General features: G+C 62.3%; 24 protein-coding genes. 14 read left to right on the top strand and 10 right to left on the bottom strand.

All coding sequences use genetic code 11. From position 1 onward, the window contains the following. The first annotated feature begins 30 nt into the window (after positions 1-30). Positions 31-1269, top strand: a complete 1239-nt coding sequence (locus AC2ETI_RS05260) for a hypothetical protein (RefSeq protein WP_020969158.1) — start codon at positions 31-33, stop codon at positions 1267-1269. A gap of 15 nt (positions 1270-1284) precedes the next feature. Here the strand turns inward: AC2ETI_RS05260 and AC2ETI_RS05265 are convergent, their stop codons facing one another. The 3 genes from AC2ETI_RS05265 to AC2ETI_RS05275 are packed head-to-tail and all read right to left on the bottom strand — an operon-like array spanning position 1285 to position 4072. Beyond that, positions 1285-2370: an adenosine deaminase gene (locus tag AC2ETI_RS05265; RefSeq protein ID WP_020969157.1), complete on the bottom strand. Its 1086-nt coding sequence runs from the start codon at positions 2368-2370 to the stop codon at positions 1285-1287. Between the two features lie 9 nt (positions 2371-2379). Further along, the gene (locus AC2ETI_RS05270) at positions 2380-3675 is read right to left on the bottom strand and encodes a thymidine phosphorylase (RefSeq protein WP_019747694.1); all 1296 of its coding nucleotides are present in this window, start codon (positions 3673-3675) and stop codon (positions 2380-2382) included. After that, on the bottom strand, positions 3668-4072 hold the full coding sequence (locus AC2ETI_RS05275) for a cytidine deaminase (RefSeq protein ID WP_019747693.1): 405 nt from the start codon (positions 4070-4072) through the stop codon (positions 3668-3670). The genes AC2ETI_RS05270 and AC2ETI_RS05275 overlap by 8 nt, the downstream gene beginning before the upstream one ends. 253 nt (positions 4073-4325) lie before the next feature. Here AC2ETI_RS05275 and sdhC point away from each other — a divergent pair, with 253 nt between their 5' ends. From sdhC to AC2ETI_RS05295, 4 genes are read left to right on the top strand one after another with little or no spacing between them, the layout of a single operon-like run. Next, complete coding sequence (sdhC, locus tag AC2ETI_RS05280; RefSeq protein ID WP_020969155.1) at positions 4326-4730, top strand: succinate dehydrogenase, cytochrome b556 subunit; 405 nt, start codon at positions 4326-4328, stop codon at positions 4728-4730. Position 4731: 1 nt separating this feature from the next. Next, complete coding sequence (locus AC2ETI_RS05285) at positions 4732-5187, top strand: succinate dehydrogenase hydrophobic membrane anchor subunit (protein WP_003940699.1); 456 nt, start codon at positions 4732-4734, stop codon at positions 5185-5187. A gap of 15 nt (positions 5188-5202) precedes the next feature. After that, the gene (gene sdhA, locus AC2ETI_RS05290) at positions 5203-6954 is read left to right on the top strand and encodes a succinate dehydrogenase flavoprotein subunit (RefSeq protein WP_019747692.1); all 1752 of its coding nucleotides are present in this window, start codon (positions 5203-5205) and stop codon (positions 6952-6954) included. After that, positions 6954-7721, top strand: coding sequence for a succinate dehydrogenase iron-sulfur subunit (locus tag AC2ETI_RS05295; protein ID WP_003940925.1), 768 nt, complete (start codon positions 6954-6956; stop codon positions 7719-7721). Before sdhA ends, AC2ETI_RS05295 begins: the two co-directional genes overlap by 1 nt. Before the next feature lie 58 nt (positions 7722-7779). Here the strand turns inward: AC2ETI_RS05295 and AC2ETI_RS05300 are convergent, their stop codons facing one another. Next, on the bottom strand, positions 7780-8802 hold the full coding sequence (locus AC2ETI_RS05300; RefSeq protein WP_097387561.1) for a LacI family DNA-binding transcriptional regulator: 1023 nt from the start codon (positions 8800-8802) through the stop codon (positions 7780-7782). Between the two features lie 75 nt (positions 8803-8877). Between AC2ETI_RS05300 and AC2ETI_RS05305 the strand changes: the two genes are divergently transcribed. The 4 genes from AC2ETI_RS05305 to AC2ETI_RS05320 are packed head-to-tail and all read left to right on the top strand — an operon-like array spanning position 8878 to position 12570. Then, complete coding sequence (locus AC2ETI_RS05305) at positions 8878-9669, top strand: SDR family oxidoreductase (protein ID WP_097387562.1); 792 nt, start codon at positions 8878-8880, stop codon at positions 9667-9669. After that, a complete protein-coding gene (locus tag AC2ETI_RS05310; protein ID WP_070386858.1) occupies positions 9669-10709 on the top strand; it encodes a Gfo/Idh/MocA family protein in 1041 nt (346 codons plus the stop codon). Before AC2ETI_RS05305 ends, AC2ETI_RS05310 begins: the two co-directional genes overlap by 1 nt. After that, positions 10706-11572 carry a TIM barrel protein gene (locus tag AC2ETI_RS05315; protein ID WP_029254998.1) on the top strand — a complete coding sequence of 289 codons (867 nt, stop codon included), beginning with the start codon at positions 10706-10708 and terminating at the stop codon, positions 11570-11572. The genes AC2ETI_RS05310 and AC2ETI_RS05315 overlap by 4 nt, the downstream gene beginning before the upstream one ends. After that, a complete protein-coding gene (locus tag AC2ETI_RS05320) occupies positions 11569-12570 on the top strand; it encodes a Gfo/Idh/MocA family protein (protein ID WP_483633631.1) in 1002 nt (333 codons plus the stop codon). Before AC2ETI_RS05315 ends, AC2ETI_RS05320 begins: the two co-directional genes overlap by 4 nt. Positions 12571-12628: 58 nt before the next feature. On the opposite strand, the gene AC2ETI_RS05325 is transcribed toward AC2ETI_RS05320, so the two are convergent. From AC2ETI_RS05325 to AC2ETI_RS05340, 4 genes are all read right to left on the bottom strand, one after another. Further along, positions 12629-13441, bottom strand: a complete 813-nt coding sequence (locus AC2ETI_RS05325) for an ATP-binding cassette domain-containing protein (RefSeq protein ID WP_007727336.1) — start codon at positions 13439-13441, stop codon at positions 12629-12631. Positions 13442-13444: 3 nt separating this feature from the next. After that, entirely contained in the window at positions 13445-14503 is a 1059-nt protein-coding gene (locus tag AC2ETI_RS05330; protein WP_483633632.1) for an ABC transporter permease, read from the bottom strand. A gap of 63 nt (positions 14504-14566) precedes the next feature. After that, positions 14567-15568 (bottom strand): substrate-binding domain-containing protein, encoded by a 1002-nt coding sequence (locus AC2ETI_RS05335; protein ID WP_007727338.1) that lies wholly within the window; start codon positions 15566-15568, stop codon positions 14567-14569. A 160-nt stretch (positions 15569-15728) separates the two neighbouring features. Continuing rightward, positions 15729-16730, bottom strand: a complete 1002-nt coding sequence (locus AC2ETI_RS05340) for a LacI family DNA-binding transcriptional regulator (protein ID WP_019747686.1) — start codon at positions 16728-16730, stop codon at positions 15729-15731. A gap of 116 nt (positions 16731-16846) precedes the next feature. On the opposite strand from AC2ETI_RS05340, the gene AC2ETI_RS05345 reads away from it, so the two are divergent. Then, entirely contained in the window at positions 16847-17872 is a 1026-nt protein-coding gene (locus tag AC2ETI_RS05345; RefSeq protein ID WP_483633633.1) for a Gfo/Idh/MocA family oxidoreductase, read from the top strand. Beyond that, on the top strand, positions 17869-18645 hold the full coding sequence (locus AC2ETI_RS05350; protein ID WP_081098366.1) for a TIM barrel protein: 777 nt from the start codon (positions 17869-17871) through the stop codon (positions 18643-18645). Before AC2ETI_RS05345 ends, AC2ETI_RS05350 begins: the two co-directional genes overlap by 4 nt. Here AC2ETI_RS05350 and AC2ETI_RS05355 read toward each other — a convergent pair. After that, the gene (locus tag AC2ETI_RS05355; protein WP_483633634.1) at positions 18642-19682 is read right to left on the bottom strand and encodes a Gfo/Idh/MocA family protein; all 1041 of its coding nucleotides are present in this window, start codon (positions 19680-19682) and stop codon (positions 18642-18644) included. The genes AC2ETI_RS05350 and AC2ETI_RS05355 overlap by 4 nt on opposite strands. A gap of 80 nt (positions 19683-19762) precedes the next feature. On the opposite strand from AC2ETI_RS05355, the gene AC2ETI_RS05360 reads away from it, so the two are divergent. From AC2ETI_RS05360 to AC2ETI_RS05370, 3 genes are all read left to right on the top strand, one after another. Further along, complete coding sequence (locus tag AC2ETI_RS05360; protein ID WP_069145862.1) at positions 19763-20758, top strand: Gfo/Idh/MocA family oxidoreductase; 996 nt, start codon at positions 19763-19765, stop codon at positions 20756-20758. 95 nt (positions 20759-20853) lie between these two features. Beyond that, the gene (locus AC2ETI_RS05365) at positions 20854-22038 is read left to right on the top strand and encodes a phytanoyl-CoA dioxygenase family protein (protein WP_060938838.1); all 1185 of its coding nucleotides are present in this window, start codon (positions 20854-20856) and stop codon (positions 22036-22038) included. A 61-nt stretch (positions 22039-22099) separates the two neighbouring features. After that, the gene (locus AC2ETI_RS05370; protein ID WP_228118192.1) at positions 22100-22417 is read left to right on the top strand and encodes a hypothetical protein; all 318 of its coding nucleotides are present in this window, start codon (positions 22100-22102) and stop codon (positions 22415-22417) included. 97 nt (positions 22418-22514) lie between these two features. Here the strand turns inward: AC2ETI_RS05370 and AC2ETI_RS05375 are convergent, their stop codons facing one another. Next, positions 22515-22940 (bottom strand): hypothetical protein, encoded by a 426-nt coding sequence (locus AC2ETI_RS05375; protein WP_029254990.1) that lies wholly within the window; start codon positions 22938-22940, stop codon positions 22515-22517. Positions 22941-22954 lie beyond the last annotated feature (14 nt).

Consider the following 22954-nt stretch of genomic DNA (forward strand, 5'->3'; position numbering starts at 1 on the left):
TTTCGCTCTGCGGTGGATAGGCTTCCGCCCATGGCTGGAGACATCGTCCCTATCGAAATCGGACTCACCGACGGAGACCTCGTCACTTTGTGGGCACCCCGCTGGCGCGAAGGCGACGACGAGTGGGAAGCGTTCCTCGGCCATGAGGAAGACCTGTACGGGTTCTCCTCCGTCGCAGAACTCGCGGCCTTCATCCGAACGGACTCCGACAACGACCTGGTCGAGCATCCGGCGTGGGCCGTCGTCTCCGGACTGTCGGCAGCCGAGCTCGAACCGGAAGAGAACTTCACCTTCGACTTCGTCGGCGTGCCGGAACTGGCCGCAGGTGACCCTGAGGCACTGGCGGTCTCGGAACTCGAAGACACCTTGAACATGGCTCGCAACATCGGCGAGGTGTGCGAACTGGACGCGGTCATCCGCTTCTTCAGCGGCCATCCGGTACTCGGCGCGCTTGCGACCGGCGCCGGCACCTTCGAAGGTCGCGAAGGCCTGGAGCTGTGGGACCAGGTCGGCGCTGCGATCGTCAAGGACTGGGACGCCGTTCTCGACGCCATCGACAAGGTGGTCACCTCCCCGAAGGTCGACGCAGCTGCCGTCGCGGTCGCCGAAGCTGAACTGCTCGCTGCCGCCGAGAACACCGTCGACGCCGACGATGTCGCCGAGGAGGGCGAGGACGAGGAATTCGACGAAGACGACCTCGACGAGGAGGAAGACGAAGTCGAGACCTTCTGGGGCGAGGTCGGTGTCGACCCGATCCGCATCATCACCTCAGCCGAGACGTTCTACACTCTGCGCTGCTACATGGGCGATCAGGCGATCTTCCTCGGCAAGGACGGACTGATCACCGTCTTCCGTAGCGAGCGCGCACTCGCCCGCTACCTCGCCGACAACCACGAACACGATCTCTCGCAGGTCAGCACGTACGGCGAAATTCAGAATGCTGCCGTCGACGGTTCACTCGAAATCGAAGTCACGGACGAGAACGTCTACGTTCTGCCCGGTATCGCCGACGACCTCGCCCAGGGCCCGGACGTCGTCGATGCCGAGCAACTGGAACTTGCCGTCGAATTGTTCACCGATGCAGCGGATTTCGCCGACGACGACTCCACCGAGGAGGCTCTGTCCGCGTCGAACGAGCTGGGTTGGTACGTCTCGTACCTCCTCAACCCCGATCCGTCGCGGATGGCTCCGAGTGCGCCGTTCACCAAGGAATCCGAGGCCTGGCGCGAACTCGAGCGTGAGTTCGAGGCCCGGCTGCGATCTGAGTAGTCGGGTGCACGTCAGCTAGCCGATGAGCACGGCGTAACCCGGCTTGATGACGTCGTCGATCAACGCGAGTCGCTCGTCGAACGGGATGAAGGCCGACTTCATCGCGTTGATGGTGAAGCGTTCCAGATCGGTCCAGCCGTAACCGAAGGTCTCGACCAACGCGGCCATTTCCCGGCTCATGCTGGTGTCGCTCATCAGCCTGTTGTCAGTGTTGACGGTCACGCGGAAGCGCAAGTCCGCCAACAGTCCGAACGGATGGTCCGCCAGGGCGGCTACCGCTCCGGTCTGCACGTTCGAACTCGGGCACAGTTCCAGGGGAATGCGCATGTCACGGACGTAGTTCGCAAGTCGACCCAGCTCTGCCCCACCTTGGCCGGCTACGTCGATGTCGTCCACGATCCGCACGCCGTGGCCCAACCGATCCGCTCCGCAGAAGGCGATGGCTTCGTGGATCGACGGCAACCCGAATGCCTCCCCCGCGTGAATCGTGAAGTGGGCGTTCGCATCACGCATGTATTCGAAGGCGTCGAGGTGCCGGCTCGGCGGGTTACCGGCCTCGGCACCGGCGATGTCGAAACCGACGACGCCGCGGTCCCGGAATCGCACAGCGAGTTCGGCGATCTCCCGCGACCGGGCGGCATGCCTCATCGCCGTGAGAAGACACCCGATTCGGATCTCCCGTCCCGCGACCCTGGCAGCGGATTCGCCGGCCCGGAAACCTTCGAGAACGTGCTCGACGACCTCGTCCAAACTCAGGCCTTGTTCCAGGTGCTGCTCGGGCGCAAAACGGATTTCGGCATAGACGACGTTGTCGTCGGCCAGATCCTCGGCGCATTCACGCGCTACCCGTGCAAGCCCTTCCGGGGTCTGCATCACCGCGACCGTGTGCGCGAACGTTTCGAGGTAGAGCTCGAGCGATCCACTGTCAGCGGCAGTTCGGAACCATTGCGCGAGTTCGGATGCCGTAGTCGCCGGCAGCTCGTCGTAGCCACACTGCTCGGCCAGTTCGAGGACAGTCTCGGGTCGGAGTCCTCCGTCGAGATGATCGTGGAGAAGAACTTTGGGTGCGCTGCGGATCGTGGTCAACTCCGGTGCGTTCATTCGCCAACGCTAACGCGAATCACCCACAATTCGCTCGATGAGCAACGGTCGCGAAACGGTGTCGGAATCGGCCCCGATCGACCAGCCTCCGCCGAGGCTCCGCCGCGCAGCATCAAATCTCTCGGGAGTGTCGGTGTGCAGTGTCATCAGCTTCTGTCCGGCGCGGACCACGTCGCCGGGCTTCGCGTGCATCTCGATGCCGGCACCGGCCTGAACGGCTTCGCCCTGTCGTTCGCGTCCGGCTCCGAGCTTCCAGGCCGCGATGCCCACCGCCATGGCGTCGAGTCGGGTCAGCACGCCGTCTCGGTCCGCGGTGACGACGTCGCTGTGCCGGGCCACCGGCAGCGTCGCGTGTGGGTCCCCACCTTGTGCGGCGATCATCGCGCGCCACCGGTCCATGGCCGTGCCGTCGGCCAGTCTGTCTGCGGGGTCGATACCGTCGATCCCAGCCGCGGACAGCATCTCCCGAGCCAGGACCAGGGTCAGCTCGACGACGTCGGACGGCCCGCCGCCTGCCAGCACCTCGACGGATTCACGCACCTCGAGAGCGTTGCCAGCCGTCAATCCCAGCGGGGTGTCCATCCCGGTGATGAGAGCACTTGTACGCACGCCGGCGTCGTTGCCCAACTCGACCATCGTGCGTGCCAACTCTCGCGCGTCGCCGAGGTCCTTCATGAACGCTCCGGAACCGACTTTGACGTCGAGCACCAGGGCGCCGGTTCCCTCGGCAATCTTCTTGCTCATGATCGAACTTGCGATCAGCGGAATGGATTCCACCGTTCCCGTCACGTCGCGCAGCGCGTAGAGCTTCTTGTCGGCGGGGGCCAGGTTCGCTCCGGCAGCGCAGATCACCGCGCCGATTTTCGGGTCCGCGAGTATGTCGACCATCTCCGTCGCCGTGAGCTCGGCTCGCCAACCTGGAATGGCCTCGAGCTTGTCGAGAGTTCCACCGGTGTGGCCGAGTCCGCGTCCCGACAACTGCGGGACTGCAAGACCACATGCCGCGACGAGGGGCGCGAGCGGAAGGGTGATCTTGTCCCCAACACCACCGGTCGAATGCTTGTCGACAGTGGGCAGCGGCAAGTCCGAAAAGTCCATCCTCCCGCCGGATTCGATCATTGCCTCGGTCCATCGGCCGGTCTCTGCTCGTGACATTCCTCGGAAATAGATCGCCATCGCGAGCGCCGACATCTGCTCGTCGCCGACGACCCCCTCAGTGAACGCCTGAACTATCCAGTCGATCTCGGTTCCCGACAACTCGCGGCCGTCACGCTTGGCGCCGATGATGGAAACTGCGTCAAACATGGCGGAGCCCCTCTGCTTGTTCCGGCCCGAAAGCATCAGGCAACAGCTCGCTCAGCGGCTTGAACCCACTGCTCGTGTCGACAAGCATCTCACCCCCGCCGTGCTCGAGAAGAAGCTGTCTGCACCTGCCGCATGGCATCAGAATCGAGCCCTTCGCGTCGCAGCACGTGAAGGCAACCAGCCGCCCGCCCCCGGTGGCGGCTAAGTTACCGACGAGTCCACATTCGGCACACAGGCTCAAACCGTATGAGACATTTTCCACATTGCATCCTGAGACGATCCGACCATCGTCTACCAGGGCAGCTGCACCCACTGCATAGCCCGAGTACGGTGCATAAGCCTGCCGCATGACCACTTGCGCGTTGTGCCGCAACAACTTCCAGTCGATGTCACCCATGGTTCGTTATCCAATCACGCCGACTGAATGGATGCAGAAACCACGCCGAAACCGGCTAGGTGAGATTGGAAAGGCAAACCTTACAAAGAGTTTGGTACGCGTACGAATCCCGCATCTGATTAGTTCCCGGTTTCACATAGGTTTAGAGTCTGAGTCAAGTCGGTTCAGGATCCCGTCGAGCCCGGGCTGAGGTACATCGAAGCTCTCTGCAGGCTCGACGCGTCCACCAATGACGTTGGAGGCACAGCACTCGATGAGTACTACGACTGAAGCCGCTCCTCAGAAGGAGCGCACGAGGTCGCTTTACCGGGGCGACCCCGGAATGTGGTCCTGGGTTCTACACCGGATCACAGGCGTCGCTACTTTCTTCTTCCTATTCGTACACGTTCTCGATACGGCACTCGTTCGGGTCAATCCCGATACGTACGACGCCGTCATCGACACGTACAAGAACCCCCTCGTCGGCCTCATGGAGATCGGCCTCGTCGGCGTAGTCCTCTACCACGCCCTCAACGGCGTGCGCGTGATGTTGGTGGACTTCTGGTCGAAGGGCCCGAAGTACCAGCGCGTCATGCTCTGGACCATTCTGACGATCTGGTTCCTGGTGATGATCCCAGGCGCCGGACGCATCCTCATCAACATGTTTGCGGAGCACTGACATGGCGACTACTCACGGACCCGAAGCCAAGAGCCTGGGCACCTCATACGACCGTCCCGCAAGCCTGGACAACCCGCGGTCCCCGCGCGCGAAGGCTCGGAACAACTTCGAGTTGTACGCATGGCTGTTCATGCGCTTCTCCGGCGTCGCCCTGATCGTTCTGGTCCTGGGCCACATGTTCATCATGCTGATGCTCGACGGTGGCGTTCACCGTCTGAACTTCGCATTCGTCGCAGGTCGCTGGTCCAGCCCGTTCTGGCAGTTCTGGGATCTGACGATGTTGTGGCTGGCACAGCTGCACGGCGGTAACGGCCTGCGCACGGTCATCGCGGACTACTCCCGCAAGGACTCCACGCGCTTCTGGCTGACCACGATCCTCGTTCTCTCGATGATCCTGATCATGGGCCTGGGCACGTACGTCATCTTCACCTTCGACCCCAATATCTCGGCGAGCTAGGGGAGCACAGACTTCATGCAGGAACATCGTTATGACGTGGTCATCGTCGGCGCCGGCGGCGCAGGCATGCGTGCGGCAATCGAAGCTGGCCCCCGTGCCCGCACGGCCGTACTGACCAAGCTCTACCCCACCCGCAGCCACACCGGCGCGGCCCAGGGCGGCATGTGTGCCGCACTGGCGAACGTGGAGGAAGACAACTGGGAGTGGCACACCTTCGACACCGTCAAGGGCGGCGACTACCTCGCCGACCAGGACGCCGTCGAGATCATGGCCAAAGAGGCCATCGACGCGGTGCTCGACCTCGAGAAGATGGGTCTGCCGTTCAACCGCACGCCCGAAGGCAAGATCGACCAGCGTCGATTCGGTGGCCACACACGTGACCACGGCAAGGCACCCGTCCGCCGTGCGTGTTACGCAGCCGACCGCACCGGTCACATGATCCTGCAGACGCTGTACCAGAACTGCGTCAAGCACGATGTCGAGTTCTTCAACGAGTTCTACGCGCTCGACATCGCCATCACCGAGACCGAGGACGGCCCGGTTGCCACCGGTGTCATCTGCTACGAGCTCTCGACCGGCGAGCTGCACATCTTCCACGCCAAGTCGATCATCTTCGCGACCGGCGGCTCGGGACGTATGTACAAGACGACGTCCAACGCGCACACCCTCACCGGTGACGGCATGGGCATCATCTTCCGCAAGGGCCTGCCCCTCGAGGACATGGAGTTCCACCAGTTCCACCCGACAGGACTCGCCGGTCTCGGCATCCTGATCTCGGAAGCCGTCCGTGGTGAAGGTGGCATTCTCCGTAATGCCGACGGTGAGCGCTTCATGGAGCGCTACGCCCCCACCATCAAGGACCTCGCTCCGCGTGACATCGTGGCCCGTTCGATGGTCCTCGAGGTTCTGGAAGGCCGCGGCGCCGGCCCGAACAAGGACTACGTCTACATCGACGTGACGCACATCCCCGAGGAAGTTCTCGACGAGAAGCTCCCCGACATCATGGAGTTCTCGCGCACCTACCTCGGCGTGGACCCCGTCAAGGAGCCCGTGCCCGTCTACCCGACGTGCCACTACGTCATGGGCGGTATCCCCACCAAGATCAACGGTGAGGTTCTGCGCAACAACGACGAGGTCGTCAAGGGCCTGTACGCCGCCGGCGAATGTGCCTGCGTTTCCGTGCACGGTGCAAACCGCCTCGGCACCAATTCGCTCCTCGACATCAACGTGTTCGGCCGCCGCGCCGGCATCGCTGCCGCCGAGTACGCGAACTCCACCGAGTTCGTCGACCTGCCGGAAACCCCGGCTGCGATGGTCGAAGACTGGGTCGGCGTCATCCTGTCCGATCACGGCCACGAGCGCGTTGCGGACATCCGCACCGAGCTGCAGCAGTCGATGGACAACAACGCCTCCGTCTTCCGCACCGAAGAGCGCCTCACCCAGGCACTCAAGGATGTGCGTGCTCTCAAGGAGCGCTACAACCACATCACGGTCCAAGACAAGGGCAAGCGCTACAACAGCGACCTGCTCGAGGCCATCGAGCTGGGCTTCCTCCTCGAAATGGCAGAGGTCACCGTCGTCGGCGCCCTCAACCGCAAGGAATCGCGCGGCGGCCACGCTCGTGAGGACTTCCCGGATCGCAACGACGCCGAGTACATGAAGCACACGATGGCGTACAAGGAGGGTGACGGCCTGCTCTCCGACATCCGTCTGGACTACAAGCCGGTGATCCAGACCCGCTACGAGCCGATGGAGCGTAAGTACTGATGTCTGCGCCTGCTGTAGATGCACCCAAACTCCCCGCTGTTCCCGAGGGGGCCGTCATGGTCACTCTCAAGATCGCGCGGATGAACCCCGAATCGGGCGAGGGCCAGCACTGGGACAGTTTCCAGGTCCCGGCACTGCCCACCGACCGTCTGCTCAACCTGCTGCTGTACGTGAAGGGTTACCTCGACGGCACCCTCACGTTCCGTCGCAGCTGCGCACACGGTGTCTGTGGATCGGACGCCATGCGGATCAACGGTGTGAACCGTCTGGCCTGCAAGCTGCTGATGAAGGACATGCTGCCCAAGGACGGCAAGCCGGTCACCATCACGGTCGAGCCCATCAAGGGTCTGCCCGTCGAGAAGGACCTGGTTGTCGACATGGAACCCTTCTTCGACGCATTCCGCGCCGTGAAGCCGTTCCTCATCACCAGTGGCAACGAGCCCACTCGTGAGCGCATCCAGAGCCAGCACGACCGTGCTCGTTTCGACGACACGACGAAGTGCATCCTCTGCGCATGCTGCACCACGTCGTGCCCCGTGTACTGGAGCGACGGCAGCTACTTCGGTCCCGCTGCCATCGTCAACGCACACCGGTTCATCTTCGACAGCCGTGACGAGGCCGCTTCCGAGCGTCTCGACATCCTGAACGACAAGGACGGCGTGTGGCGTTGCCGCACCACGTTCAACTGCACCGACGCATGCCCCCGCGGCATCCAGGTGACAAAGGCAATTCAGGAAGTCAAGCGAGCTCTGCTCTTCGCTCGATAGTCAGGCCTTCGGCCCTGTGCGCGGTTAGGGAGTCTCCGGACTCCTTAACCGCGCACAGCTATGTCGGGGGCATGTTGAGCGGTGTCACGACTTGAACCGGTGACGTCGTAAAGCCGAAGTGAGCGCCCATGGCGCCGTGTTCTTTCATGACCACCTGACAGGCAGTGCGAACATCCGCCCGCAGATCGTGGTGGAGCACCGCTGATATTCGCCTCTCCCCCAGCAGCTTTCGATTGTCACCGTCGAGATCGTGCGCGATGAAGACACTGCACTCCCGGTTCAGTTCTTCGAACGCGTCGACAGTGGCCAAGTTGCCACCACCGATCGAATACACGGCACGGATCTGCGGATCGGATTCGAGTGCAACTCGCACCAGTTTCCTACTCGTCTGATCCAGACCATCACTGTTCGGAATGTCGATCAACCGTCGATGCGGAGCCGCGACGCGCATGGCGGATCGAAATCCCATCTCCCGTTCTTCCTCCCCGCGAAAGAATCCGCTACTCATGCTGACCAGCACGTTGCCGTCCCGATCCCCCAGCCACTGATCGATCAAGTACGCGGCGGTGGCTCCGGCGGCTCGGTTGTCGATGCCGATGTAGGCGGCTCGCCTGCTACCGGGAACATCGGTCACCAACGTGACGACCGGAATCTTTGCCGCCACCAACCGGTCGATCGCCGCCACGACTTCCGGAGTGTCGGGAGCCTTGACGATGACTCCGTGGGATCCGCGTCGGCGAATCTTGTCGAGCGTCGACGTCATCGCTTCGACCGAACCGGTTTCACGAAAGTGGAACCGGGAACGAACGACAGCAGGCGCAAGGGTCGGCAGTTCAGCCTCGAGCGCGTCACGGACGGCGTCGGAAAACCTTGCGGGGGTTTGCAACACGACGTCGACGATGAACGTGCGACCGACCAGTTTCAGTTGCGAGCGTTGACGTTCCAGGTCCGTGATCGCTTGGCGAACCTCCGATCGTGTGCCCTCCCGAACTCCAGGACGGTCGTTGAGCACCCGGTCGACGGTGGCCTCACTCAGGCCCGACTGCTGAGCGATCTCCCGTACTTTGAATCGATGCGCCACAACTACCTCACGATGATGGATATTTGATGGTTTTTCGCTGTTGCTCGAGGTCTTCGTCACAGCCAGACTAAACCCATGACTTCTCCGCCGGGCGTAACCAGGCCCGCACTCCTCGCCGACACCGTCTTACTGGTCAGTGGCGGCTCGCAAGGCGTCGGCGCCGGCGTCGTACGCGCCGCAGTCCGTGAGGGCGCTCAGGTGGCTTTCACTGGCAGACGCCCGGACGTCGGAAAAGCTCTCGAGGCAGAACTTCCGGGAACCCACTTCATCGAAGCCGATGTGGCGCAGACCGATTCCGCGCTCGCCAGCGTGGCCGAGACGATCTCACATTTCGGCCGTGTGGATGCCCTCGTCAATTCCGCCGGACTCACCTCGCGCGGCACGCTGCTCGACACCACCGAGGAACTCTTCGACCAGCACATCGCGGTGAACCTTCGCGGTCCGTTCTTCACGATGCAGGCAGCCGTCAAGGACATGCGCGAGCGTGCGGTCCCCGGGTCCATCGTCAACATCATCTCCACGTCCGAACTCGGCGGGCAACCGTATCTCGCGCCGTACGTCGCAGCGAAGGCCGGGCTGGCGGGGCTGACCCGCAACGCCGCCCATGCGCATCGCTGGGATCGTATCCGGATCAACGGTCTCGACATCGGGTGGACACAGACCGAGGGAGAAGACCTCACGCAGAGAGCTTTTCACGACGCTGGTGACGATTGGCAGGAACGTGCGGGCAGCACCCTCCCCATGGGCAAGCTCGGACAGGTCGACGAAATCGCCGACTTCGTCGTCTTCCTGCTCTCCGATCGCAGCGGAGTCGTGACAGGTTCGATCATCGACTGGGACCAGAACGTCTTCGGAGGGCTTGACTGATGGGCGCTCGAATCGGAGTCATCGGCCTCGGACGAATCGGCAGCTACCACGCCCGAAACCTGCTGACGACGGACGGCGTCGACGCACTGGTTGTCACCGACGTCGACGCACGTCGAACCTCGGACGTGGCAAGCGAACTCGACGTGGAGTCCGCTGCCGATCCCGACGCGCTTTTAGCGTCAGGCATCGACGGCGTTCTGATCGCCGCGTCGTCGAGTTCGCACGCCGACCTGATCGAAGCCGCAGTCCGCCGAGACATCCCGACGTTCTGCGAAAAGCCGGTAGCCGACTCGATCGAATCCTCGGTTCGTGTCCTCGCGACTGCCGAGCAGACGTCGGTACCAGTCCAGATCGGATTTCAGCGCCGATTCGACCCGTCATTTGTGGCGGCGTACAACGCAGTTCGATCCGGAGAACTCGGTTGGATCCACACTCTCCGATCGACCACCCTCGACCCCGCTCCCCCGCCGATCTCGTACATCGAACACTCCGGCGGCATCTTCCGCGACTGCTCGATCCACGATTTCGACATCGTCAGGTGGGTCAGCGGCCGCGAAGTCACCACGGTTTTTGCCACCGGCTCGAATCAGGGTGATCGCGGGATCGCCGATGCCGGTGACGTCGACACCGCCGCAACGGTTCTCACTTTCGAAGGCGGAACCATCGCGGTCGTGTCAAATACCCGCTACAACGGCCGCGGCTACGACTGCCGACTCGAGGTACTCGGCTCGGCGGACTCCGTCGTTGCCGGGCTGGACGACCGCTTGCCACTCCGCTCGCTCGACCCCGGAACATCGTTCCCCTCGCAGGAGCCGTACACGTTCTTCATGGACCGCTTCACGTCCGCCTACCGTGCGGAACTCGAAGCATTCCTCGGCGTTGTCGCCGGGCGTCGGGAATCACCGTGTACGCCCACAGATGCGGTCGAGTCGGCCTGGATCTCCGAAGCTGCAACGCACTCTCTGCGCGAGGGTCGGCCCGTCACGATCACCGAAGTCAAAGATCTGTTCCTTCACGACAAGAATGAGGCACACACATGAGCACTCCTCGCATCGCCGGCGCACCGATCTCCTGGGGCGTGTGCGAAGTCCCGGGCTGGGGCTACCAACTCGACCCTGCGCAAGTCCTCCGGGAAATGCGCGAAGTCGGTCTGGCGGCAACGGAAATCGGACCGGAGGGCTTTCTGCCGACAGCACCTGCCGAGATGGCCAAGGTGCTCGCGGATCACGACCTGAGCGCAGTCGGCGGGTTTGCACCAGTACTGCTGCACGATGACGATCATGATCCGGTACCCGGCATCTCCCCCATCCTCGACGGTTTTGTCGCCTCAGGTGCCGAGGTTTTGGTTCTGGCCGCCGCGACGGGTTCCGACGGCTACGATTCACGCCCAGAACTGGACGAGCAGAGTTGGAAAACCCTGCTACACAATCTCGATCGCCTCACCGACGCCGCGGCCGAGCGTGGAATCAGGGCAGTTGTCCACCCTCACGTCGGAACGATGATCGAGCAGCGCGACGAGGTCCTGCGAGTGCTCGACGGCTCGGCCATCCCACTGTGCCTGGACACCGGCCACCTGTTGATCGGCGGCACCGATCCGGTCGACCTGGCGCGTCAAGCTCCCGAGCGCATCACCCACGTGCATCTCAAGGACGTCGACGATGCCCTCGCATCACGCGTTCGCAGTGGTGAGCTCACCTACACCGACGGCGTGAAGGCGGGAATGTACCGTCCGCTCGGTGGCGGCGACGTCGACATCGCCGGTGTCACAGCCATATTGCAGCGCCACGGTTTCGACGGATGGTACGTGCTCGAGCAGGACACCATTCTGACCGAGGCTCCGTCCGACGAGGGACCGGTGCGTGATGTGCGAGCGAGCGTCGAGTATCTGCGGTCGGTTCTGTGACACCTACCCCGCTGCGGATAGGCATTCTGGGAGCCTCACGCATCGCCGAGAACGCGATGATCAAACCTGCAACGGCCACCGGGCACCGCCTGGTGGCCGTTGCCGCACGCAGCCCCGAGCGGGCCAGAGCCTATGCGGCCCAGCATGGGGTCGAACGGGTGGTCGGTTCGTACGCCGAGCTGATCTCGGATCCGGAGGTGGACGTCGTCTACAACGCGCTGCCCAACAGCCTGCACGGACCGTGGAATCTCGCCGCCGTTCAGGCCGGCAAGCACGTGCTGACGGAGAAACCGTTTTCGAGCAACGCGGTGGAAGCGCGTGCTGTAGCCGAGGCAGCGCGCGTGAGCGGAGTGACGCTGCTCGAGGGGTTCCACTACCTCTTTCATCCGGTGAACGGGCGCCTGCTGGATGTGGTTCGGAGCGGCACAGTCGGCGCGGTCACTCGGGTGGAAACCGTACTGCGGATGCCCAAACCATCCGAGAACGACCCGCGGTGGGAGCTCGCCTTGGCAGGCGGGTCACTGATGGACCTGGGCTGCTACGGGTTACATGCTTCCCGGATGCTGAGTGACGTCTGTGGTGGTGCGCCAGTGGTGACCGGGACCCGCCACGAGGAATACGCTTCGGGGGTCGATTCGTGGTTCGACATCGAACTCGAGTATCCCGGCGGAGCGCGGGCATCCGTTGTGACAACGATGTTGGACGAGAAGTACCACTTCACTTTCCGGGTCTTCGGAACCAACGGAGACGTCCTGGTGCACAACTTCCTCCAGCCGGACGTCGACGACCGTGTCTCCGTCACTGTCGATGGGCGCACGAGTATCGAGCATCTGGGCACGAAGTCGTCGTACACCTGTCAACTCGAAGCGTTCGCCGATCATCTGTCCGGGGTCTCGGCGCTGCCGATCGGACCGGGCGACGCGGTAGCCAACATGACGATGATCGACGAGGCGTACATGCATTCCGGCCTCGGGGTTCGGCCGACGACCATCCTCTGACGAAACGACTACAGCCTCGGTTCGATTCGAACCGAGGCTGTAGTCGCGAGGTTTTGATCTAGCGGCGAAGCTCGTGGGTCAGTGTCTCGAGCTCGTCACCGCCCGCCATCTCCTTGGTCAGTTCTTCGAGTGAGATGTCGTCGTACTTGGCGTCGAGCTTCTGCCTGCCTCGGTTGAGGAGCACGAAGTGATCGCCGACCATGTACGCGTGGTGCGGATTGTGCGTGATGAAGATGACGCCGAATCCCTGTTCCTTGGCAGCGGTGATGTAGCGCAACACCATTCCCGACTGCTTGACGCCGAGCGCTGCTGTCGGCTCGTCGAGAATCAGCACGCGGGCACCGAAGAAGATGGCGCGGGCGATGGCAACACACTGACGCTGACCGCCCGAGAGACTACCGATCGGTGCGTCGACGTCAGGCAGTTCGATGCCCATCTTCGACAGTTCCGAAAGAGTCGTCGCGCGCATGGCGTTGGCGTCGAGCGACTTGATCAGACCACCCTTGCGCAGTTCCTGCCCGAGGAAGAAGTTGCGCCACACCGGCATCAACGCAACAACGGCGAGGTCCTGATAGACCGTCGCGATGCCTTTGCCAAGCGCTTCTTTAGGCGAGTGGAACGTTGTCGGTTCGCCGTCGACGAGTAGTTCACCTTCGCTCTGCTGGTGCAGACCGGCGATGATCTTGATCAGCGTGGACTTGCCTGCGCCGTTGTCACCGAGCACACCGGTCACTTCACCCGCACCGACGCGCAGGTTGATTCCCTTGAGCGCGATGATGTTTCCGTATTGCTTACCGACGTCCTTGAGCTCGATCAGTGGCACGTTGCCGCCCGAGTTCGAGAGAGCGGGAACTTCAGCTGTGGTACTCATGTGTCACCTTTTCGCAGCGTAGTTGCGGAATGCGTTGTTGGCGATGACCGCGAACAGCAGCATGGCGCCGAGGAAGAACTTGAACCAGTCCGGGTTCCAGCCTGCGTAGACGATGCCCTGGTTGGTCATACCGAAGATGAATGCGCCGATCGCAGCGCCGATCGCGGTTCCGTAACCACCGGTGAGCAAACAACCGCCGATGACTGCGGCGATGATGTACAGGAACTCGTTACCGACACCCTGACCGGACTGAACGGTATTGAACGAGAACAGCAGATGCATGCCCACGAACCAGGCAGCAAAGCCGACGGTCATGAACAAACCGATCTTGACTGCGGTCACCGGCACACCGATCGCGCGGGCACTGTCCTGATTGCCGCCGACCGCGAAGATCCAGTTGCCGATCTTGGTCTTGAACAAAACAAATGTTGCAATCGCGGTGAACAGCAGCCACCACACGACCGTGATCTTGACGGACACCCCGAAGACCGAGAACGACGACGCGAATACCTTTTTCGCGGAATCGAATCCGGCCATGTCGGAGACGCTGGGTGTGGCAACCTGACCACTCACGAGCTTGGTGACGGCCAGGTTGATTCCGGTCAACATCAGGAACGAGCTCAGGGTGATGAGGAAGCTGGGAATCTTCGTCTTCATGACGAGGTAGCCGTTGAAGAATCCGACTGCGAGCGAAACGACGAGCGCCAGAATCGCACCCACCCACAGATTGAGGTGCAGGTTGTAGGCGATCATCGACGCGGCGAGCGAGGACGTGGTGACTGCGACGCCGGCGGATAGGTCGAACTCGCCGCCGATCATGAGCAGGGCGACCGCGCAAGCCATGATGCCGATCGTGGAGCTGGAGTAGAGCACTGTCGCAAGCGCTTCCGGCGTACGGAACGGTGCCGCGACGATACAGAAGAAGATGAAGATGGCGATGGCGCCGACAAGTGAACCCATCTCCGGGCGGAGCAGTAGGCGCTGAATGCGCTTTTGCTCCTTCACCCGTTCATCGGTCACGACTTTGTGGGCGGCAAGGTCGAGATCTGCCTTAGTGGACATGATTTCCCTTCCGTGCTGGACAGGCGCACGGAGGGCGGACTCTCAGCCCTCCGTGCGCCCGGATCAGCGAGTTCCGTTCTTGGCGTACTCGGCGACCGAGTCGATGTTGGTGTTGTCGATGAACGCGGGTCCGGTCAGGGTCGGCAAGCCGCCACCGATCACGTTGCCGTTGTTGAGGTAAAGCCACAGCGAATCGATGGCGAGGTAGCCCTGCAGGAAGGGTTGCTGGTCCACTGCCCACTGCACGTCACCGGATTTGATGGCGTCGACGAGCGCCGCGTTGGTGTCGAAAGTGACGACCTTCGCCTTGCTGCCCGCATTGCCGACCGACGTCACGGACGTCAAGGCAAACGGAGCACCGAGTGCGAGAACTCGATCGATTGCCGGGTCCTGTTGAAGTTTCGCGGTGATGGTCGATTCCACCGACGGCATGTCCTTGCCGTTGACGTTGAGAATCTCCGTCGTTCCCTTGAACGACTTCTTCACTCCGGCACAACGTGATTCGAGGCTCACGTTGCCCTGCTCCTGAATGACGCACAACACCTTGGTGGCACCTTCGGTGTTGAGTCGCTCGCCGGCAGCTTCACCGGCAATCGACTCGTCCTGACCGAAGTACTCCTTGACGCCCATGTCCTTCCAGGTCTCGAGGCCCGAGTTGAGGGCGACCACCGGAATGCCCGCGGCGGTGGCACTTTGGACCGCGGCAACCATGGCGTCGGGCTTCGCGAGGGTCACGGCAATCCCGTCGACCTTGCTGTCGATCGCACTCTGAACCAAGTTGGCCTGATTCGGCGCCTCGGGATCGGCGGAGTACCGAAGCTCGATGTTGTCCTTGGCCGCTGCGGTTTCGGCTCCCTTGCGCACCAGATCCCAGAACGTGTCACCGGGAACTTCGTGAGTGATCATCGCAATGGTGGCGCGGGGCGTGTCCGCCGTACCCGCGCCCATTCCGGATCCGGAAGAATCCGGCTTTCCGCCGGTGCTTGAACAGGCGGCCAGACCCAAGACCACGACTGAGGCTCCGGCCAGTACGGCAACGCTCTTGCGTCCCGTGAGAAACGACATGTGAACTCCCTCTCGACATCAACCAACGGCCCGCGAACGGATGGTGCTCGGTTGTATGTGAAAGATGTAATACCCGTCACAGTCGAATGTCAATAGTTTGTTCTGACATTAGGACTGCTTATCAAAGACCGAACAAACTGATTGAAGTCGAAACTGCAGGTCAATGCCCTGCGGGTCCAGTTGAACCTCGAACCACCAGTTGTGGCTGCGCGACAATGTCCTTGCCCAATGGCCCACTTCCGCCGTCGAGGCGTTCGGAGATCCGCTCCACCGCGGCGCCGCCCAGAAACGCCGTGTCCTGCCCGACACTGGTCAGATCGATGTGCGCCAAACCTGCCAATGCACTGTTGTCGAATCCGATCACGGAAACGTCGCCAGGCACTGAGATCCCGGCACGCAGGAAGACGTCGAGAACTCCGAGCGCGCAGCGATCGTTGAAAGCGAAGACCGCCCCGGGTAACCCACCCTCGACCATCGACCTGGCGGCAGCTGCGCCGAACTCCTCCGTGAGACCGCCAGGAAGAATTCTCGGCTCCAGACCTGCCGCTCGCATGGCCTTGCGGTAGCCCTGACGCCGTTCCTGGGCGCCCGGGCCTCGCCCGCCGTCGACGTGGGCGATCGAGCGGTGCCCGAGTTCGACAAGGTGATTCACGGCCATCACCGCGCCCGCCTCGTCATCTGTTCGGACAACATCCACGTGCACTGACGACATCTTCCGCGCGATTACGACAACGGGAACCTTGTCGGCCAGGTCGACGATCTCTGCTTCCGGCGCCTGTGAACCCAACAGCAAGATCGCCTCACACCGGTCGTCGAGCAGGGTCCGCGTTGCACGAGAATCCGGCCGTCGCTCCGAGACCGCACTGAGGACGACGTCGTAGCGCGACCGTTCGGCGGCCACATAGATTTCGTCGAGCAGCTCCGCGTGAAATGTTTGCGCCGCAACGTAACTGACACCGATCAGGCGGCTGCGATGTTGGCGCAGCAGTCGCGCCGCGTTGTCGGGTCGATAGCCGAGTTCGTCCGCGGCCGCCTTGACCCGTACCCGCGTCGCATCGCTGGCACCTGGGACATCACGAATGACGATGGACACCAGAGCGCGTGACACACCGGCCAGGTCTGCTACGTCTTGCAAGGTGGGGCGTCGACTGTTCACCTCCACAGACTAGATCGTTCCAGCGAATTAGCACCGAAGCATTGACGCGCGCCGCATCCGGCGCTTTACTGGCATGGACTAGAACGATCTAGTTCCTCATTCTCACTCCGAACGGAGCCCCCATGTCTGCCTCTGTTGCAGTCGGTCTCATCGGCGCCGGATGGATCGGCCGCTTCCACGGCGAGTCCGTCGCGCTGCGTATCTCCGGCACCCGTCTCGTCGCCGTCGCCGATCCTGCGCCCGGCGCTGCGGCGTCGTTGATCGAACGTGTCAGTCCCGACGCCCGCGCGTACACCGACGCCCTTGAGCTGATTGCCGATCCGACTGTCGAAGCGGTGCTCATCAGCACGCCCGCATCAACTCACACCGATCTCGTGGTGGCCGCCGCGGAGGCCGGCAAACATGTCTTCTGCGAAAAGCCGATGGCCTTGACACTCGAGGACGCCGATCGCGCGATCGGCGCATGTGCCGCGAACAACGTTGCGCTGCAAGTCGGTTTCAACCGGCGCTTCGCCGCCGACTTCACCGCGGCCCACGACGTGATCACCGCCGGCGGGATCGGAACCCCACAGCTACTTCGTTCTCTGACCCGCGACCCAGGAATCACCGCCGACGTCGCCTCCCGAGTCAAGCCGTGGACGATCTTCAACGAGACACTGATTCACGACTTCGACGCTCTGCTCTGGCTCAACCCCGGGGCACGCGTCGTCGAGGTGTTCGCGCAGGCCGATGCTCTCATCCATCCGCAGTACAAGGAGCAGGGGCACCTCGACACGTCGATGGTTCAGTTGCGCTTCGACAACGGCGCCCTCGCGTCGGCCGAGGCCAACTTCCAAGCCACCTACGGTTACGACGTTCGCGGCGAAGTTTTCGGTTCCGGTGGAATGGTGAGTGCAGGCGAGGTCACGCGGACCGCGATGCGTCATTACAGCTCACCGGGCGTTCTGGCCGACACACCTCGGGTGAACATCGAACTGTTTCACGACGCCTATGTCGCCCAACTGGCGCACTTCGCAGACTGCATCCGCTCCGGCAGCGCGCCGTCGGTCGACGGTCTGGATGCCCGCAATGCGCTGGAAATTGCATTGGCCGCAAAGGAATCCGTGGAAACCGGACTGCCCGTATCATTGCTGGCGGTGCCGCAGTGAGCCCCTTCGATTTGGCGGTCTCTGCCGAGATGACGTTCACCGAACTCCCTGTCGTCGAGCGTGTTCGGCGGATCTCGGAGGCGGGGTTCGCAGCTGAGATCTGGAGTTGGCAAGACAAGGACCTCGATGCTCTGGTCGCCACCGGAGCTCGGTTCTCCTCGATGACCGGCTATCTCCACGGCGATTTGTTCGACGAAGCCGGCAGCGCCGAACTGGTACGCACAGCGGCGCTATGCCTCGCTCCGGCAGCGAAACTCGGCGTTCCCCGGCTGAACTTCCATACCGGCGAGCTCATCGACGGACAGGCTGCGCGCCCGCAGTATCGAACTACGGGAGCGATGTGGCTGACCGCCCAACGCGCGCTCGAGAAGATCGCGAGACTGGGCGAAGAAGCCGGAGTCGTCTTCTGCCTCGAGAATCTCAATACGATCGTCGATCACCCCGGCGTACCGATGGCCCGCGCCAAAGACACTCTGGCACTGGTGGAATCCGTCTCACACCCCAACCTCAAGATGATGCTCGACCTCTACCACGCACAGATCGGCGAAGGAAACCTCATCGAACTCGTGCGGCGTTGTGGTGACAACATCGGCGAGATTCAGGTGGCCGACGTACCCGGCCGATGCGAACCCGGAACCGGCGAGATCAACTACCCCGCCATCGCACGCGTGCTCGCCGACCAGGGTTACACCGGCACGATCGGTTTGGAGGGCTGGGCATCCGGCGACAGTGACACCGCACTCACTGCTTTCCGGAAGGCCTTTACGCTCTAGCCCTCACCCGGGAACGTGATCCCCACCTGACGGCGGATCTCGTCGAGGATGTCGAGCGTCGCAATGGCCGCGTCGAGCGGATGGACCGGCGACTCGATATCCCCGGCGGTGATCCGCCGCGCCGCCTCGGCCGCCTCGAACGCGAGACCTCCGACGTATCCGTCGACCGGATCGTCGTAGCGCGCAGATCTTCCGTCACCTAGCCGGACAGTGAAGGCCCCGGGCCGGTAGAACGTCGAGTCCAGAACGATCATCCCCTTGTCGCCGCAGATCGAGGCCGTGTTGGGCGTGTCAGCAAGGATCGTGGTGTTCAGACTGGCCTGAGCAATGCCTGCCCAGGACAGAACCGCTGAGATCTGGCCGTTCACCATGTCATTCGCCGGCTCGCCCAGGGCAGCAACCGCAGTAGGAACACCCAATACCCGATACGCGAGACTGACCGGATAGGTCCCGAGGTCGAGAAGTGGCCCACCCGCAAGCGCTGGATCGTAGATACGATGATCGGTCTCGAACCGTTCGCCGTGATCGGCCAGAACCGTACGTATGGTTCCCAGCAGCCCCGCCTCGAGGATCTGGTCGATCACGTCGAACTTGGGCAGAAACGACGTCCACATCGCCTCCATGCAAAACAGTCCGAGCGCAGCCGCCCGCTCCTGAATCGCCCGTCCCTGCGCTGCGTTCAAAGCCAGCGGCTTTTCGATCACGACATGCTTGCCGTGATCCAATGCCGCCATCGCGCAATCGAAATGGGCAGTGTGCGGTGTTGCGACATAGACGACGTCCACATCCTCGGAGGCAAGCAAAGCGTCGTAGCTACCGTGAGCGCGTCCGATCCCCCAATTGTCCGCGAAGGCCTGAGCGCGGGTGAGTCCGCGCGAAGCGACGACCGTGACTTCCTGCGCTGTATTTCTCTGCAGTGACTCCACGAAGCGTTGTGCAATCCAGCCAGGCCCGAGGATCCCCCAGCGCAAAGTCGGAGCGTCGACCGGATCGGGGACCCGGGTGCGAGGGAGTTCCAGAACTGTAGAAGAAGTCATGCCTCGAACTGTAGAGTCGAATCTCGAAATATGTAAGGACATTAGGTTGTCCGTTTCAATCCTCTGGAAGTAGGAACCTCATGTCGATTCGGGTCGGTGTGATCGGAACCGGCGTCATGGGCGCCGACCACGTCCGCAATCTCCACTCCACGGTCTCCGGGGCAACGGTCTCTGTGGTTGCAGACCTCGATCAAGAGCGAGCAAAGTCCGTAGCGTCCGCAGTCGGCGCACGGTGGGTGACCGATCCGTTGAAACTGATCAACGACGCCGGTGTGGACGCCGTAGTCATCGCTTCCCATGATTCAACGCATGCCGACCTCACGCTTGCTGCTGTCGAAGCCGGAAAACCGGTTCTGTGTGAAAAGCCCCTCGCAGTGACAGCAGAGGACTGCCGACTCGTCGCTGCGGCCGAGAACCCCGAAAGCCCCCTTGTGAGCGTCGGATTCATGCGCCGCTTCGATCCGGGATACGTGGCGCTGAAGGCCGAAACACATTCCGGTCGTATCGGTGACCCACTGATCGTGCACTGCTCGAGTCGCACTGTCAGCGCCTACCCGGGTGGCAGCTCGGAATCCACGGTGACCAACTCCGCGATTCACGAACTCGACATCGTGCCGTGGATCTTGAACTCTCCCGTCGTCGCAGCCAGCTGGCACTGCGGGCGCTCGAGTTCGCTGGTGACCGATCGCCAGGATCCGCAGATAATCATGCTGCGCACCGCCGACGGCGTTCTCACCACGGTCGAGGTCTTTCTCAACGCGCGGTACGGCTACGACACTCGGTGCGAGGTCGTGGGCGAAATCGGCGCCGCTCGTCTCGCCGAACCGGTGGTCATCCACACCGACGCGGATCGATCCCACTCGTACGGCTATGCGGCGGATTGGATTCCGCGTTTTGCCGAGTCGTATCGCCGCCAACTTCAAGAGTGGATCGACGCATTGAGCACCGGAAGACCGTCGACGTTGGCCACAGCCGCGGACGGCCTGCGGGCAAATCTCGTGGCAGCTGCCGTGATCAAGTCGATGCACTCCGCGGGGGCAACTGTCTCGGTCGAGCCCGTGGGGGAAAGTTTCTGATGTCTTTTTGATGGATTTCAGGGGTAGTTTCGATGGGTTCTCCTTGGCAGTCTTTGAGGTACAGCGCATCTTGAACACCGCAGGAAAGGCCCCGAATGACTCCATCACTGACCGACCACACCGTGCCGTCCGCAGGTAGGTTGCACCGAGAAGACTGCAACATCGACGACTTCGCCGCTTTGGTCGCGCACGACACCGACCTTGCCGATTACCCGTACGCCGATTCAGTGGCCGACGGGGTTCTTCTGTACCGCTCCGAAGCATTGGTAGAGCAATCGTCGAATCCTGAAACCCGGGCCGAGATCCAAGACGAGATCGCCCGGGCGTTACTCACCGGCCCCGGCATCACAGTCTTTCAAGGCGCATTCGACGCGGAGATACTGGATCGCGCCAGCGCGGTCTTCCGTGAACTCATTGCACGCCAACACGAATCCGGTGCAGCGTCCGGAGATCACTTCGCCAAACCTGGTGCCAATGACCGAATCTGGGGCGCACAACTGAAGTTGGCGCTCGAAGATCCCAAGGCTTACGTCGACTACTACGCAAACAGCATTGTCGCTTTGGCTTCGGAAGCGTGGCTCGGCCCCATGTATCAGGTGACGTCGGACGTCAACGTCGTCAATCCCGGTGGCGCCGCACAGAATCCACATCGCGACTACCACCTCGGTTTCATGTCGAGCGACGTAGCCGCGAAGTTTCGGGCGCATGTTCACCGCTTGACCCCTGCCCTCACCTTGCAAGGTGCAGTCGCCCACGTGGATATGCCGGCCGAGACGGGCCCGACCAAGTATCTGCCGTACTCCCAGCAATTCGAAGCCGGATACCTCGCGTTCGAGCGTCCCGAGTTCAAGGAGTTCTTCGAAGCCAACTACGTCCAATTACCTTTGAAGAAGGGAGATGCCGTCTTCTTCAACCCAGCGCTGTTCCACGCGGCAGGCCACAACAAGTCCGCGGACGTCCTGCGTATGGCAAATCTTCTCCAGGTGTCGTCGGCCTTCGGTCGAGCCCTCGGAACCATCGACCGGGAGGCACTCGTCAACGCGATCTATCCGGCACTGCTCGCTCTCAGCGAGGCGGGGTCCGACGAGGCAGTTCGGTGCGCCGTCGCCGCCTCGGCCGAGGGCTACGCCTTCCCGACCAATCTGGACCGAGACCAACCGATCGACGGCCTCGCGCCTCAGACGCAGGCCGAACTCGTGACGGAAGCGGTTCGCGAGCGGATCTCACCTGATCGACTGGCCGATCTACTGAAGGCACAGTCAGCGAGACGAATGAGCTGAGGGACGGCAGCGCTGAAGAGACTTGGGCCGCTTAATGCCGATCGGTCGGTACGCTCGAAGCATGGGGTGGGACTTGTTAGTGCTGTTCGCCATGATCGGCCCGTTGGCGACGTTCGGGTGGGCGGCTGTTCGGGCGAAGCGCCGCGGACTCGGTGGCTCGTTCGTGGGGCCGTTTCAGGAAATGTTCGATCCTGGTGCGGCGCGAGCACAGACGGTCATCGAACAGATCGCGGAACTGCCGGATCCTGCGGACTCCGGCGACCCGGACAACGATGACGATGTGCCGTACACAGTCACCTATGAGGGTGTTCGGCTCCACATCAATCCCGGTAAGGCTCGACAGCGGGGAGGCGAAGGGACCGCCAAGCACGCTGACTGAAAGTCGCGCCGGATACAACATGCTGTATGGGTTTTTTCGACGTGCAGTACAGGGATCGCTACTGTTCGAGAATTCGGGTGAGGGAGAACTGGTTCGGTCAGGGCCGGCGCAGTTGATAGGTGACACCGTTTTCCAACTCGTCCGAGCTGAACGACTTCGGGGAAAAGCGGCCCAAGCTCACCTCGTAGTTTTTCTGGTTTGCGGGGACGGCATCAAAATGTGCGGTGTAGGAGCACGTGCTCATTCCGTCAGGAAGTTGATCGATTGCCTCGACCTCGAGTGTCGACCTGACGGACGCAGCGCCACTGCCCCCGAAAATTTGAATCTGGTCGTTCGGAGCGACACGGATCGAGTCGATCACGCACTCTCCAGAGCCGGCCTCGACTTGCTCTGCCTGACCGGTCACCGTCAATGTGGCAGCAAATGTCTTCGGCACATCGACATTGGTCGTGCAGCCCGTGAGTATCAGCACTCCGACGGCGATCAAGGCCGCGGGCGCGATCTGCCCCAATCCTTGTCCCATAAACGGCAACGGTA

It is taken from the genome of Rhodococcus sp. MurmanLake-1 (assembly GCF_056945715.1).